Origin of the sequence: Streptomyces racemochromogenes, assembly GCF_039535215.1 — a bacterium.
In the GTDB taxonomy this organism is placed as follows: Bacteria; Actinomycetota; Actinomycetes; order Streptomycetales; family Streptomycetaceae; genus Streptomyces; species Streptomyces racemochromogenes.
The window spans coordinates 5506488-5519718 of sequence record NZ_BAAAWT010000001.1; the positions used below are offsets into that span (position 1 = coordinate 5506488).

The following is a 13231-nucleotide window of genomic DNA, read 5'->3' on the forward strand; positions in this document are numbered from 1 at the left end:
ATGAAGGTCGGCATCCCCCGCGAGGTCAAGAACAACGAGTTCCGGGTCGCCATCACGCCCGCCGGCGTGCATGAGCTGGTCCGCAACGGCCACCAGGTCTTCATCGAGCAGAACGCCGGTGTCGGCTCCTCGATCACGGACGCCGAGTACGTCGCCGCCGGTGCCGAGATCCTCGGCACCGCCGACGAGGTCTGGGAGACCGCGGACCTCCTGCTGAAGGTCAAGGAGCCCATCGCGGAGGAGTACCACCGCCTCCGCAAGGACCAGACCCTCTTCACCTACCTGCACCTCGCGGCCTCGCGCGAGTGCACGGACGCCCTGCTGGAGTCCGGCACCACCGCCATCGCCTACGAGACGGTCGAGCTCGCCAACCGCGCGCTGCCGCTGCTCGCCCCGATGTCCGAGGTCGCGGGCCGCCTGGCCCCGCAGGTCGGCGCCTACCACCTGATGCGCTCGGCCGGCGGCCGCGGCGTCCTCCCCGGCGGTGTCCCCGGCACCCACGCCGGCGAGTGCGTGGTCATCGGCGGCGGCGTCTCCGGCTGGAACGCGGCGCAGATCGCCATCGGCATGGGCTTCCACGTGACCCTGCTCGACCGCGACATCAACAAGCTCCGCGAGGCCGACAAGATCTTCGGCACGAAGATCAAGACGATCGTCTCCAACGCCTACGAGCTGGAGAAGGCCGTCGTCGAGGCCGACCTCGTCATCGGCGCCGTGCTGATCCCGGGTGCGAAGGCCCCGAAGCTGGTCACCAACGAGCTCGTCGCCAAGATGAAGCCCGGAAGTGTCCTTGTCGACATTGCGATCGACCAGGGCGGCTGCTTCGAGGACTCCCGTCCGACCACCCACGCCGAGCCGACCTTCCAGGTCCACAACTCGGTCTTCTACTGCGTCGCCAACATGCCGGGCGCGGTTCCGAACACCTCCACCTACGCCCTGACGAACGCGACCCTGCCGTACATCGTGCAGCTCGCGAACCTCGGCTGGGCCGAGGCGCTGCGCCGTGACCCGGCGCTGGCCCTGGGCCTCAACACCCATGACGGCAAGGTCGTTTACGGCCCGGTCGCCGAGGCCCACGGCCTCGAGACCCTCGAGCTCAGCACGCTGCTCGGCTGAACCGTCAACGACTGACGTCAATCTCACGTATCCGGCCGGACCTTGCCCGCAAGGTCCGGCCGGACGCGTTTGCGGCGGCCCCGCGGAGCCCGCTCAACTCGCCTCGAACGTAACCCTTTAACCCTTTCGCACACCCGCGAAACTTCGCAGTGACAGCGCGCACGCCCTTGACAGAGTGGTGTTCGGTTGCCGACACATCGTGCCGGGTCCGGCGGATTGTGTTGCCGCTGGGCGGTGACACGCCATAGAGTCGCCAACCGTCGGCATGGTGCAACGCTGACCTATCGATAAGTGTCCTGGTCACGTCCGAGGAGGTAAGACGACTTGTGAATGAGTCGACATTTGCTCCTGGAGGTGGTCGAGCAGGGACGCCTGAGCGGGGACAGGGTCCTGCCGGGCTCGAAGCTGTCGGCTCCGTCGCGGTCCGCACCTTCGCAAACCACCAGCACATGACGACGCCCCAAAAGAGCATGGACGGCCTAGACGTGAACTCCACGGCCGGCGACCACGGTGGCGATACGCCCATTGGTTTCGCCGACTACGACCAGGTGCCCGAGGGGCACTTCTACGACCCCGACGCGGAATACGAGCCCGACCCCGAGTACGCGGCCACCCTCGCCCCCGACGCTGCCCGCCAGCGCCGCGAGCGGATCGGCCCGACCGGACGGCCGCTGCCGTACTTCCCGATCCCGGGTCCGCTGACCGACCACGGTCCCGCGAAGATCATCGCGATGTGCAACCAGAAGGGCGGCGTGGGCAAGACCACGTCGACCATCAACCTGGGTGCCGCCCTCGCCGAGTACGGGCGCCGCGTGCTGCTCGTCGACTTCGACCCGCAGGGCGCGCTGTCCGTGGGCCTCGGCGTGAACCCGATGGAACTCGACCTGACGGTCTACAACCTGCTCATGGAGCGGGGCATGTCGGCCGACGAGGTGCTGCTCAAGACCGCGGTCCCCAACATGGACCTGCTGCCGAGCAACATCGACCTGTCCGCCGCCGAAGTGCAGTTGGTCAGCGAGGTCGCGCGCGAGTCGACGCTCCAGCGGGCGCTGAAGCCCCTGATGGCGGACTACGACTACATCGTGATCGACTGTCAGCCCTCGCTCGGCCTGCTGACGGTGAACGCCCTGACGGCGGCTCACAAGGTCATCGTGCCGCTGGAATGCGAGTTCTTCGCGCTGCGCGGTGTCGCGCTGCTGACGGAGACCATCGAGAAGGTCCAGGAGCGGCTCAACCCCGAGCTGGAACTCGACGGCATCCTCGCCACGATGTACGACTCGCGCACGGTGCACAGCCGCGAGGTGCTCGCGCGCGTGGTCGAGGCCTTCGACGACCACGTCTACCACACGGTCATCGGCCGCACGGTGCGCTTCCCGGAGACCACGGTCGCCGGCGAGCCGATCACCACGTACGCGTCCAACTCCGTCGGCGCCGCCGCCTACCGCCAGCTGGCCAGGGAGGTGCTCGCCCGGTGTCCCGCCGAGTGAGTCTGCCCGGAGCCGACGAACTGTTCCGCACGACCGGGGGGATGGCCCTCCAGTCGTCCTCGCCGCGGCGGGGCGCCGAGGAGGCGCCGGGCAGCGGTACGGGAGCGGAGCACGCGGCAGCACCGGTGGACGGCACGACGCGGGGCACGGGGGAGGCCCGGGGGCGCGAGGCCGCGGAGGCCGGGGTGCCCGGGGTGCCGGGGGCGGGTTCGGTGGGCGCGCAGCGCAGGCCGCAGGAAGGTTCTGCCGGCGGCGGCCCCCGGCAGGGCAAGGGCCCGAGCCGGGGCGCGAACCGGCGTCCGAGCGGACGCGAGCGGCACGACGAGAAGATCACGGTCTACGTCTCCGCGGAGGAGCTCATGGACCTGGAGCACGCCCGCCTGGTGCTCCGCGGGGAGCACGGGCTCGCGGTCGACCGGGGCCGCATCGTGCGGGAGGCGGTCGCGGTGGTCCTGGCCGACCTCGAGTCGCGGGGCGACGCCAGCATCCTGGTCCGCCGCCTCCGGGGCCGCTAGCCCCCTTCTTCGGCGCGCCGCCGCCCGGCCTCCGGCCGTTGGATCCGGGGGCGGTTCGGGTGGCCGGGGCCGGTGGGTCGTCTGCGGGCGCGCTGCCGCTGCGCGGGCTGCTCCCCGCCCCGCCCTTCGCCCGTTCCCCGGGGCTGCGCCCCGGACCCCCTGGGGGCTCCGCCCCCAGACCCCCGCGCCTCAAACGCCGGCGGGGCTGGGATGTGCTGCGCACATCCAGCCCGCGCGGCGTTTGAGCGCACCGGGGCGGAGCCCCGGTTCTTCAGCCCCGCCGGCGTTTGAGGCGCGGGTCCGGGCGGAGCCCGGGGAACGGGCGAAGGGCGGGTAGGGGACGGCCCCGCGCAGCGGGAGACGGGGTTCCGCCCGGCCAGGGCCTAGGCTGCACCCGTGGCCGCTCGGCCGAAACCCGTACCACCCTGGACCGCGATGCCCCCGAACGAAGACACCGCCCCCCGCCCGGCCCGCCGGAGCCTGGGCCGTGGCCCCGGGGCGGCCCAGGAGGCCGCTGAGGCCCCCGCTGCGGCCCGCGAGCCGCTCGGGGGCGGCCAGGAGGCCGGCGCCGTTCCGCAGGCCCCTGACGCTCCGCCTGACGGCGGCGCGGGCTGCGCGCAAGACACCGACCGGTCCGCCGACCGCTCGGCCGGGGCCGCAGGGCCCGTATCGTCGGCCGCCGAGGCCGCCGAGGCCCCCGGGCCCGTCCCCGACCGGCCGGGCGCCGCCGGCGACGGGCGGTTCACGTTGCGGCTCGACAACTTCGAGGGGCCCTTCGACCTCCTGCTCCAGCTGATCTCCCGGCACAAGCTCGACGTCACCGAGGTCGCCCTCTCCAAGGTCACCGACGAGTTCATGGCCCACATCCGCGCCATGGGCCCCGACTGGGACCTCGACCAGACCACCGAGTTCCTGGTGGTCGCCGCCACCCTGCTCGACCTCAAGACCGCCCGCCTGCTGCCCGCCGCCGAGGTCGAGGACGAGGCCGACCTCGCCCTGCTGGAGGCGCGGGACCTGCTGTTCGCGCGGCTGCTCCAGTACAAGGCGTACAAGCAGATCGCCGCGATCTTCCAGGACCGCGCCGAGGCGGAGGGCAGGCGCCACCCGCGCACCGTCGGGCTGGAGCCGCACCACGCCGACCTGCTGCCCGAGGTGGTCATCGGCATCGGGGCCGACGGCCTCGCCCGGCTCGCGGTGCGGGCCATGCAGCCCAAGGCCGCGCCGCAGGTGTACGTGGACCACATCCACGCCCCCCTCGTCAGCGTGCGGGAGCAGGCCGGGCACGTCGTACGCCTGCTCAAGGCGCGCGGCGAGGCGACGTTCCAGGAGCTGACCGAGGACGCCCCGGACACCCTCACCGTCGTCGCCCGGTTCCTGGCGCTGCTGGAGCTGTACCGGGAGAGGGCCGTCACCCTGGACCAGCCCGAGGCGCTGCTGCGGCTCACCGTGCGCTGGTGCGGCGGGGACGGCGACGGGATGCCGAGGGTGACGGACGAGTTCGACCGAGTCGTGGAGGTGGCCGAATGAGCGGAACGAACGGGGTGCGGGAGCGGCTGGAGCTGAAGGGCGCGCTGGAGGCCGTGCTGATGGTCGTGGACGAGCCGGCGACCACCGAGCACCTCGCCAAGGTGCTCGACCGCACCCCGCGCGAGGTCGCGGACGCCCTGAGCGCGCTCGCCGACGAGTACACCGCCCAGCGGCGCGGCTTCGAGCTGCGGCTGGTCGCCGGAGGCTGGCGGTTCTACACCCGGCCCGAGTACGCGGCGGCCGTGGAGGCCTTCGTCCTGGACGGGCAGCAGGCCCGGCTCACCCAGGCGGCCCTGGAGACCCTGGCGGTGGTCGCGTACCGCCAGCCGGTGAGCCGTTCGCGGGTCTCGGCGGTCCGCGGGGTGAACTGCGACGGGGTCATGCGGACCCTGCTCCAGCGGGGTCTGGTGGCCGAGGCGGGCACGGAACCCGAAACAGGTGCGATCCTGTACAGGACGACGAACTACTTTCTGGAGCGGATGGGCCTGCGCGGCCTTGACGAGCTCCCGGAGCTCGCGCCCTTCCTTCCCGAGGCGGACGCGATCGAAGCCGAGACGCAAGAAGGTGTGCCGTCGTTCGATCCGGACGCACCGGACACTGACGTAGACGACGACAAGACGACGGAACTTTGATGCGAAGCAGCGGCAACGGCAACGGTGGCGGCAACAGGAACAGCGGCGGCAGCGGCGGCGGCGGGCGCGGTAACGCCCGCGGCGGCGGCTCCGGCGGCGGTGGCGGCTACCGCGGGAGCGGCTCCGGCGGTGGCAGCGGCTCCGGCGGCTCCCGCGGTGGCAGCTCCGGCGGCGGCTACCGGGGCGGCAGCTCCGGCGGCTCCCGCGGCGGCTACCAGGGCGGTGGCGGCTACCAGGGCGGCTCCGACTCGCGCGACCGCGACCAGCCGGCCCCCCGCATCCGCAACCCGCGCCCCGAGGAGCGCCGCTACGACGTGGGCCCCGAGGGCGAGCGCAGCGGTCGCAGCGGCCCCCGCGCCGGCGGCGGCGGTGCCCGCGGCGCGTCGGCGCGCGGCGGCGCCAAGGGCGGACCCCGCACCCCCTCCCGTACCCCCGGCATCGGCGGCGCCGGCGGCCCGCGCAGCGGTCCGGGCAGCCGCAGCGGCCAGTCCCGCCCCCGCGAGCTGGACGCGCGGATCGAGGAGCGCGTGCGCGACCGGTACGCCGACAAGCCGGTGATCAAGACCCCGAAGACCTTCCCCGGCGCCGAGCTGGAGGGCGAGCGCCTGCAGAAGGTGCTGGCCCGGGCCGGCATGGGCTCGCGGCGTGCCTGCGAGGAGCTGATCGAGCAGGCCCGCGTCGAGGTCAACGGCGAGATCGTGACCGAGCAGGGCAAGCGCGTCCAGCCGAAGGACGAGATCAAGGTGGACGGCCTGACGGTCGCCACCCAGTCGTTCCTGTTCTTCGCGCTGAACAAGCCCGCCGGCGTCGTCTCCACCATGGAGGACCCGGACGGCCGCCAGTGCCTGGGCGACTACGTCACCAACCGCGAGACCCGCCTCTTCCACGTCGGCCGGCTCGACACCGAGACCGAGGGCATCATCCTCCTCACCAACCACGGTGAGCTGGCCCACCGCCTGACGCACCCCAAGTACGGCGTGCAGAAGACGTACGTCGCGGCGATCACCGGCAGCCTGCCGCGCGACATCGGCAAGCGCCTCAAGGAGGGCATCGAGCTGGAGGACGGGTACGCCCGCGCCGACAACTTCCGCGTCGTCGACCAGGTCGGCAAGAACTACCTGGTCGAGGTGACCCTCCACGAGGGCCGCAAGCACATCGTCCGCCGCATGCTGGCCGAGGCCGGCTTCCCGGTCGACAAGCTCGTGCGGACCTCCTTCGGCCCGATCGAGCTGGGCGACCAGAAGTCGGGCTGGCTGCGCCGCCTGACCAACACCGAGGTCGGCATGCTCATGCGCGAGGTCGGTCTGTAGTCCGCGCCCCCGCCCCGTCGAAGCCCGCAGTGCCCCCCGGCACCGCGGGCTTCCGCGTGTCCGGGCCACTGTCCCGCGGCGTCTTGCCCGGGGCCGCCACCCGTGTTTATAGTCAGGGTGACTATTAAAGGGAGCGGGTGGGCCGTATGGGCTGGAACACGAGCTGGACCGAGATCCTCGGCTTCGCCACGGGCGCCGTGTGCGTCTGGCTGGTGGCCCGGCAGCACATCGCCAACTGGCCGGTCGGGATCGCCAACAACCTCTTCTTCATCGTGCTGTTCACCCGGGCGGGCCTCTACGCCGACGCCGGGCTCCAGATCGTCTTCATCGCCCTCGCCGCCTACGGCTGGTGGTCCTGGACCCACGGGGGTGGACCAGGAACCGCCGGTGCCCTGCCGGTGCGCCGCACCACGCGCGCCGAATGGGCCTGGCTGCTGGTGGCGGGGGCGGTGGGGACCGCCGCCCTGACCCTGCTGCTCGGCCGGGTCAGCGACTCCACCGTCCCCTTCTGGGACGCCCTCACCACCGGGCTCTCCCTCATGGCCACCTACGGGCAGTGCCGCAAGCTCCTGGAGTCCTGGTGGCTGTGGATCGCCGCCGACCTCGTCTACATCCCGCTCTACGCGTACAAGGGGCTGTACCTGACCTCGGTCCTCTACGCGGGCTTCCTCGCCCTGTGCGTGGCCGGCCTCGTCGGCTGGCACCGCACGCTCCCGGCGCGCGGCGCCCGTACGGCCCTGGAGGCGACCGCATGAGCGGGCCGAAGCGCTACGGCCACGGGCTGGTGCTGGGCAAGTTCTACCCGCCGCACGCCGGCCACCACCACCTGGTGCGCACCGCCCAGGACCAGTGCGAGCGGCTGACCGTGCTGGTCTGCGCCGCCTCCGTCGAGTCGGTACCGCTCGCCGACCGGGTCGCCTGGATGCGCGAGGAGCACCCCGGCGCGGAGGTGGTCGGCGCGGTCGACGACGTCCCCGTCGACCTGCACGACCCCGGCATCTGGGAGGCGCACATGGCGATCTTCCGCGGCGCGGTGCGCCGGCGCGTGGACGCCGTCTTCACCTCCGAGGAGTACGGGAGCGAACTCGCCCGCCGCTTCGGCGCCGAGGAGGTCTGCGTGGACCCGGCGCGCAGCCTGTTCCCGGTGTCCGGGACCGCCGTGCGCGAGGACCCGGCCGCCACCTGGGAGTTCCTCGGACCCGGCGTACGGGCCGCCCTCACCCGCAGGGTCGTCGTCCTGGGCGCCGAGTCCACCGGCACCACCACCCTCTCGCGGGAGCTGGCCGCGCACTACCGCCGCCGCGGCGGGGTGTGGGCCAAGACCGGCTGGGTCGCCGAGTACGGACGGCGGTACAGCGAGGAGAAGCTCGCCGCCGCACGCGCCGTCGACCCGGCGGCCTCCTGGGAGGACGTGACCTTCACCTCGGCGGAGTTCCCGGTGATCGCCCGCCGCCAGGACGAGGAGGAGGAGCGGGCCGCCCGGCTCGGCTCTCCGGTGCTGTTCTGCGACACCGACTCCTTCGCCACCGGCATCTGGCACGCGCGCTACCTCGGCGGCCGCAACGCCGAGGTCGAGAGGATCGCCGCCCGCCGCCCCCGCGACCTGTACCTGCTCACCGACCACGAGGGAGTGCCCTTCGAGGACGACGGGCTGCGCGACGGACCGCAGCTCAGACCCTGGATGACCGCCCGCTTCCGCCGGGAGCTCACCCGCACCGGCAGGCGTTTCGCGGTCGTGAGCGGGGACCGGCGGACCCGGCTCGACGCGGCCGTGGCAGCGGTCGACGGCCTGCTCCGCGAAGGCTGGCACTTCGCCGCGCCCCTCCCGGAGCGCCGGTGAACTACGACCCGTACGCCTTCGAGCCCTTCGCGGTGACCGTCGACCTCGCCGTCCTCACCGTGCGCGGCGGCGCCCTGCACGTCCTGCTGATCCGGCGCGGCCAGGAACCGTACGCGGGCGCCTGGGCGCTCCCCGGCGGCTTCGTCCTGCCCCGGGAGTCCGCCGAGACGGCCGCCCGCCGGGAGCTCGAAGAGGAGACCGGCCTGCCGCCCGCGCTGGTCGCCGCCCTGCACCTGGAACAGCTGCGCACCTACAGCGAACCGGACCGCGACCCCCGCATGCGGGTCGTGTCGGTCGCCTTCACCGCCCTCGTCCCCGACATGCCCGAACCGGCCGCGGAGGGCGGCGGCGACGCCGACCGGGCCCGGTGGGTGCCTGTGGCCGGGGCCTCGGACCTCGCCTTCGACCACGGGCTGATCCTGGCGGACGCCCGGCGGCGGGTGGGCTCCAAGCTGGAGTACACCTGCCTGGCCACCGCCTTCTGCCCGCCCGAGTTCACCCTCGGGGAGCTCCAGGCCGTCTACGAGACCGTCTGGGACACCTCCCTGGACCGCCCCAACTTCCGCCGCAAGGTGCTCGCCACGCCCGGCTTCGTGCAGGCCGTGCCCGGCGCCGCCCGGCTGACCGGAGGCCGCGGCAAACCCGCCGCGCTGTACCGGGCCGGCCCGGCGACCACCCTCCACCCGCCCCTGCTCCGCCCCTCGGAAGGACCCACCCAGTGACCGCCACCAAGCGTGCCGCGACGGGCGCCCTCGTAGGCCTGGCCCTCGGCGACGCCCTCGGCTTCCCGACGGAGTTCAACGACGTCCCCTCGATCCTCGCCAAGACCGGCCCGTGGCGCCAGATGCGGCTGCCCCGGCCCGCGATCGTCACCGACGACACCCAGATGACCCTGGCCCTGGCGCGCGGCATACGGGCCGCCGCCGAGCGCGGCAGCGTCGGCCCGCTGCGACTGGCCCGGCCGGTCCGCGAGGAGTTCGTCGAGTGGTACCGGTCCCCGGAGAACAACCGTGCGCCCGGCAACACCTGCCTGCGCGCCTGCGCCCTGCTCAAGGACCCCGGGCGCGACTGGCGGGAGGCCAGCCAGACCGGCTCCAAGGGCTGCGGCGCCAACATGCGCGTGGCCCCGGTGGGCCTCGTCCCCGGCTGGAGCGACGAGGAGCGGGCCGGCGCCGCCCAGCTCCAGTCGGCCCTCACCCACGGCCACCCCACCGCCCTGGCCGCCTCCGACCTGACCGCCCGCGCCGTGCACCTCCTCGCGCAGGGCGCCGAGGTCACCGGCCTGGTCGGGCAGCTGCGCTCGTACGCCCTGGAGAACCGCACCCGCTACCACGAGCGCTGGCTCGGCGACCTGTGGACGCGCACCGGCGCCGACGCCTCCCCGGAGTCCTTCATCGCCCGGGGCTGGGACGAGTGCCTGGCGGTCCTGGACCGGCTCGCGGCAGCCCTGCGCACCCCCTCCCCGGAGACCGACCCCTGCCTGACCACCGGCGAGGGCTGGATCGCCGAGGAGGCCCTGGCCACCGCCCTCCAGTGCTTCCTGCTCTTCCCGGACGAACCGCTCCTCGCGCTGCGCCGCGCCGCCTGCACCGCCGGCGACTCCGACTCCATCGCCTGCCTGGCCGGAGCCTTCGCCGGCGCCCACCTCGGCGCCGACGTCTGGCCCCGCGACTGGGAGGGCCGCATCGAGTACCGCGAGGAACTCCTCGCCTTCGGCACCCTCTGGGACGCGTGACCCGTGCTGGACGCCATGGGCATCGACCTCGCCCCCGTCGTCGCGGAGCAGCCCGACCCGCTGCTCTTCGCCACCGTCTCCGGGGCCCACCTGTACGGCTTCCCCTCCCGGGACTCCGACATCGACCTGCGCGGCGCCCACCTGCTGCCGCCGCGCGCCCTGCTCGGCCTGCGCGACCCGGAGGAGACCCGGACCCGCATGTGGCAGGACGACGGGGTCGAGCTGGACCTCGTCACGCACGACCTGCGCAAGTTCGTCCGCCTCATGCTGCGGCGCAACGGCTACGTGCTGGAACAGCTGCTGTCCCCGCTCGTGGTCCACACGACCGAGGCGCACGCGGAGCTGGCCGCGCTGGCCCCGGGCGTGCTCACCCACCACCACGCCCACCACTACCGGGGCTTCGCCACCACCCAGTGGCGGCTCTTCGAGAAGACGACCGAGCTGAAACCCCTGCTCTACGCCTTCCGCGCGCTGCTCACCGGCATCCACCTCATGCGCTCCGCCGAGGTGCAGGCGCACCTGCCCACCCTGCTCGGGGAGGTTCCGGAGGCGCCCGCATACCTGGCCGGGCTGATCGAGGCCAAGGCGGCCGCCGAGCACGGCGGGTACGAAGGGCCCTCGGCCGAGGCGGTCGCGCGGGACCTGGACGCGCTGCACGCGGTGCTGGACGCGGCGCAGGCCGGCACGGCGCTGCCGGAGTACGTGAGCGCGTACGAGGAGCTCGACGAGTTCGTCGTGCGCCACCGCGCGGGGCTCTAGAAGGCCGAGGCGCGGCGGGTGCGGTGGAGGAAGTCCGCGACGCGGGCCTCGTCCGGGCCGTCGGGGAGCGGGCTGGTGGAGAGGGCCGCCTCGGACTGCTCGGCGAGGCGGGCCATCCAGGCGTCGACCTCGTCCCAGCCGACCTCGCCCCGCTTGACCGCGAGGAACCGCTCGCGGTCGGGGCCCGCCGCGATCGTGAGGCGGCCGGTGCGCAGCAGGTCGCGGCAGGAGGCCAGCAGGCGCAGCAGGTGCATGGCGTGCTTCCAGCGCGGGGCGCCGTGGACGCGGACGTCCGCGAGGAGCTTGCGGTGCTGGGAGACCGCGTACCGGCTGAAGGTGGTGTGGGCCCGGCGGGAGAGGAAGGCCCCGCGCAGGGACAGCAGTTCCTCGCCGACCGGGGTGAGCCGCTCCACCAGTGGGGAGTGCAGGCACTCCAGGATGTTCGGGTTGGCGCGCAGGGCCAGCTCGCAGAAGCGTTCCAGCTCCCAGGAGAACTCCTCCTCCCGGGGCCCCTCGACATGGGTCGGGGGCTTCTCGAACCGCCAGAAGAGCGGCGTGGGGGCGAGGTAGACACCGCGCCGGTCGGTGTCGCTCGCCTCCGTGGCCAGTCCGAAGGCGCGGGAGCCCATCACGCAGGCGTAGATCGTGTGGTCCCGGACCAGGGTGAGGTCGTCCATCCCGGGAGGGTAGGCGGGGCGGCGCCCGCTAGGCGAGCGAGATTTCCCCCTCCGGCGACACGGTGATCTTCTTCTCCGCGAGCGGCTTGACCGCGGGCCCGTGGACCACGGCCCCGTCGGCGACCTTGAACTTGCTGCCGTGGCAGGGGCAGTCGATCGTGCCGTTCTCGACCTTGTCCACCAGGCAGCCCTGGTGCGGGCAGACGGCCGTGAAGCAGCGGAAGGAGCCGGCCGTCGGCTGGGTGACCACCACCTTCTGCTCCTTGATGACGGTGCCGCCGCCCACCGGTACCGCGGCGGCCTTCACCAGCGGCTCCGCGCCCGCGCCCGGCGCGGAGGCCCCGGGGGACGCGCCGCCCGTCTGCCCGGCGGACGCGTTGCCGGCGCCGGTGCCGGGCTTGTCCGTGTCGGACCCGCAGGCGGCGAGGGTGCCGCCCGCCAGGACGGCGGCTCCGGCCGCCAGTACGGTGCGCCGGGCGGTGTTCGAGTCGGTCATGCGGGGCTCCTTGCTGGATGGCCGGGATGCGAGGTGCATCCTGGCGTGCGCCGGGCCCCAGGAGAAGCCCGCCACACCGTCCGTCTCACTCCGCGAGCCAGGGGACCAGGTCCGCCGGGCCGCCGGAAGTGCGTACGACCTCCCACACGCGGGACACGGCGTCGCGGTTCAGCGGTCCGTGGACGTGGGGGTACGGGTCCCCGGGCCCCGTCCGGCGGACCTCCGCCGTCAGGGCGGCCTCGTCCAGCTCCACGGCGAGCAGCACGCCGGGCACCCCGCGGTAGTGGGAGTCCGCGATGGCCAGCACGGTGGCCCGGTCCGCCGAACAGTGCACGAAGCCCTCGGCGGCGAGCGAGCCGGGGGCGTACGGGGAGCCGGGAGCCGCGCTCCAGTCGGCGAGCGGAACGATGTGGAAGATCATGCCGGTGGTTCTACCGCACCCTGCCGGACGGCCGTGCGCCAGGTGGCGGTACGGGGTGATCCGGGTGACATTGTCCGTGTCTCGCAGCCGGGCCCGTCGCTGACGCGCGTGCGCCCGGTCCCCCTTCGAAAGGCACACAGGACATGGCGGGCAATGACCTCGGTTCACTCCTCGGCGGACTCCTCGGCGGCGGCCAGGGCGGCGGCAGCGCCGGCGGCGGCTCGGCGGTCGGCGGGGGCGACATCCTCGGCGCGCTCCTCGGCGCCCTGCTGGGCGGCGGCGGTGCCCCGGGCGCCCCGGCCGCGGGCGCCCGGGGCGGGGCGGACAACCCCCTCGGCGGGCTGCTGGACATGCTGACCAGGTCCGGGCTCGCCGACCAGGCGCAGTCCTGGATCGGCACCGGCGAGAACCAGCCCGTGAGCGGCTCCCAGATCAAGGAGGCGCTCCCGGACGACGCCCTCCGGCAGGCTGCCCAGCAGGCCGGCGTCAGCCCCGACGAGGCCGCCGACCAGCTGGCGCGGACGCTCCCGCAGGCCGTCGACAAGCTGACCCCGAACGGCCAGGTCCCGACCGAGTCGCTGGAGGAGATCATCCGGAAGCAGAACCTCTGATCCGGCGAGATCGTCCACGAGGACCCGGCACCGTCCACAGGGCGGACCGCCGGGTCCTCTCGCGGTACCGAGTGGCTACCCTGAGTCAGGCCCGGCCCGTCGTTA

The 13231-nt window shown here is 73.6% G+C and carries 15 protein-coding genes; 12 read left to right on the plus strand and 3 right to left on the minus strand.

Annotation, left to right across the window (positions count from 1 at the left end; all coding sequences use genetic code 11):
• The 11 genes from ald to ABD973_RS25370 all read left to right on the plus strand — a co-directional run bounded on the left by ald (position 1) and on the right by ABD973_RS25370 (position 10921).
• Positions 1 to 1116, plus strand: a complete 1116-nt coding sequence (gene ald / locus ABD973_RS25320) for an alanine dehydrogenase (protein WP_007263308.1) — start codon at positions 1 to 3, stop codon at positions 1114 to 1116.
• Positions 1117 to 1442: 326 nt separating this feature from the next.
• Positions 1443 to 2603, plus strand: coding sequence for a ParA family protein (locus tag ABD973_RS25325; RefSeq protein WP_125604141.1), 1161 nt, complete (start codon positions 1443 to 1445; stop codon positions 2601 to 2603).
• Positions 2588 to 3118: a hypothetical protein gene (locus ABD973_RS25330; protein WP_125820683.1), complete on the plus strand. Its 531-nt coding sequence runs from the start codon at positions 2588 to 2590 to the stop codon at positions 3116 to 3118. The genes ABD973_RS25325 and ABD973_RS25330 overlap by 16 nt, the downstream gene beginning before the upstream one ends.
• Before the next feature lie 435 nt (positions 3119 to 3553).
• The gene (locus ABD973_RS25335) at positions 3554 to 4645 is read left to right on the plus strand and encodes a segregation and condensation protein A (protein WP_345502256.1); all 1092 of its coding nucleotides are present in this window, start codon (positions 3554 to 3556) and stop codon (positions 4643 to 4645) included.
• Positions 4642 to 5277, plus strand: coding sequence for an SMC-Scp complex subunit ScpB (gene scpB / locus ABD973_RS25340; RefSeq protein WP_345502258.1), 636 nt, complete (start codon positions 4642 to 4644; stop codon positions 5275 to 5277). Before ABD973_RS25335 ends, scpB begins: the two co-directional genes overlap by 4 nt.
• Complete coding sequence (locus tag ABD973_RS25345; protein WP_125820680.1) at positions 5277 to 6587, plus strand: pseudouridine synthase; 1311 nt, start codon at positions 5277 to 5279, stop codon at positions 6585 to 6587. The genes scpB and ABD973_RS25345 overlap by 1 nt, the downstream gene beginning before the upstream one ends.
• A 146-nt stretch (positions 6588 to 6733) precedes the next feature.
• Positions 6734 to 7342 carry a nicotinamide riboside transporter PnuC gene (gene pnuC / locus ABD973_RS25350; RefSeq protein WP_125820679.1) on the plus strand — a complete coding sequence of 203 codons (609 nt, stop codon included), beginning with the start codon at positions 6734 to 6736 and terminating at the stop codon, positions 7340 to 7342.
• Positions 7339 to 8427 carry an AAA family ATPase gene (locus ABD973_RS25355; RefSeq protein WP_125820678.1) on the plus strand — a complete coding sequence of 363 codons (1089 nt, stop codon included), beginning with the start codon at positions 7339 to 7341 and terminating at the stop codon, positions 8425 to 8427. Before pnuC ends, ABD973_RS25355 begins: the two co-directional genes overlap by 4 nt.
• Complete coding sequence (locus tag ABD973_RS25360; RefSeq protein WP_241253182.1) at positions 8424 to 9149, plus strand: NUDIX hydrolase; 726 nt, start codon at positions 8424 to 8426, stop codon at positions 9147 to 9149. Before ABD973_RS25355 ends, ABD973_RS25360 begins: the two co-directional genes overlap by 4 nt.
• Positions 9146 to 10162 (plus strand): ADP-ribosylglycohydrolase family protein, encoded by a 1017-nt coding sequence (locus ABD973_RS25365; RefSeq protein ID WP_345502262.1) that lies wholly within the window; start codon positions 9146 to 9148, stop codon positions 10160 to 10162. The genes ABD973_RS25360 and ABD973_RS25365 overlap by 4 nt, the downstream gene beginning before the upstream one ends.
• Positions 10163 to 10165: 3 nt before the next feature.
• Positions 10166 to 10921, plus strand: coding sequence for a nucleotidyltransferase domain-containing protein (locus tag ABD973_RS25370; RefSeq protein ID WP_345502264.1), 756 nt, complete (start codon positions 10166 to 10168; stop codon positions 10919 to 10921).
• On the opposite strand, the gene ABD973_RS25375 is transcribed toward ABD973_RS25370, so the two are convergent.
• The 3 genes from ABD973_RS25375 to ABD973_RS25385 all read right to left on the minus strand — a co-directional run bounded on the left by ABD973_RS25375 (position 10918) and on the right by ABD973_RS25385 (position 12515).
• On the minus strand, positions 10918 to 11598 hold the full coding sequence (locus ABD973_RS25375; protein ID WP_345502266.1) for a nucleotidyltransferase domain-containing protein: 681 nt from the start codon (positions 11596 to 11598) through the stop codon (positions 10918 to 10920). The two genes, ABD973_RS25370 and ABD973_RS25375, sit on opposite strands and share 4 nt — an antisense overlap.
• 28 nt (positions 11599 to 11626) lie before the next feature.
• Positions 11627 to 12094, minus strand: a complete 468-nt coding sequence (locus ABD973_RS25380; RefSeq protein ID WP_125820674.1) for a Rieske (2Fe-2S) protein — start codon at positions 12092 to 12094, stop codon at positions 11627 to 11629.
• Positions 12095 to 12179: 85 nt separating this feature from the next.
• Positions 12180 to 12515, minus strand: coding sequence for a DUF952 domain-containing protein (locus ABD973_RS25385; RefSeq protein ID WP_345502268.1), 336 nt, complete (start codon positions 12513 to 12515; stop codon positions 12180 to 12182).
• 143 nt (positions 12516 to 12658) lie between these two features.
• On the opposite strand from ABD973_RS25385, the gene ABD973_RS25390 reads away from it, so the two are divergent.
• Positions 12659 to 13126 (plus strand): YidB family protein, encoded by a 468-nt coding sequence (locus tag ABD973_RS25390; RefSeq protein ID WP_345502270.1) that lies wholly within the window; start codon positions 12659 to 12661, stop codon positions 13124 to 13126.
• The last annotated feature ends 105 nt before the right edge of the window (positions 13127 to 13231 follow it).

What these genes read in the sequence shown, in the direction of transcription:
- ABD973_RS25335 (WP_345502256.1), top strand. Translation starts at nt 3,554, where the DNA reads ATGCCCCCGAACGAAGACACCGCCCCCCGCCCGGCCCGCCGGAGCCTG.
- ABD973_RS25355 (WP_125820678.1), top strand. Translation starts at nt 7,339, where the DNA reads ATGAGCGGGCCGAAGCGCTACGGCCACGGGCTGGTGCTGGGCAAGTTC.
- scpB (WP_345502258.1), top strand. Translation starts at nt 4,642, where the DNA reads ATGAGCGGAACGAACGGGGTGCGGGAGCGGCTGGAGCTGAAGGGCGCG.
- ABD973_RS25375 (WP_345502266.1), bottom strand. Translation starts at nt 11,598, where the DNA reads ATGGACGACCTCACCCTGGTCCGGGACCACACGATCTACGCCTGCGTG.
- ABD973_RS25380 (WP_125820674.1), bottom strand. Translation starts at nt 12,094, where the DNA reads ATGACCGACTCGAACACCGCCCGGCGCACCGTACTGGCGGCCGGAGCC.
- ABD973_RS25390 (WP_345502270.1), top strand. Translation starts at nt 12,659, where the DNA reads ATGGCGGGCAATGACCTCGGTTCACTCCTCGGCGGACTCCTCGGCGGC.
- ABD973_RS25385 (WP_345502268.1), bottom strand. Translation starts at nt 12,515, where the DNA reads ATGATCTTCCACATCGTTCCGCTCGCCGACTGGAGCGCGGCTCCCGGC.
- ald (WP_007263308.1), top strand. Translation starts at nt 1, where the DNA reads ATGAAGGTCGGCATCCCCCGCGAGGTCAAGAACAACGAGTTCCGGGTC.
- pnuC (WP_125820679.1), top strand. Translation starts at nt 6,734, where the DNA reads ATGGGCTGGAACACGAGCTGGACCGAGATCCTCGGCTTCGCCACGGGC.
- ABD973_RS25345 (WP_125820680.1), top strand. Translation starts at nt 5,277, where the DNA reads ATGCGAAGCAGCGGCAACGGCAACGGTGGCGGCAACAGGAACAGCGGC.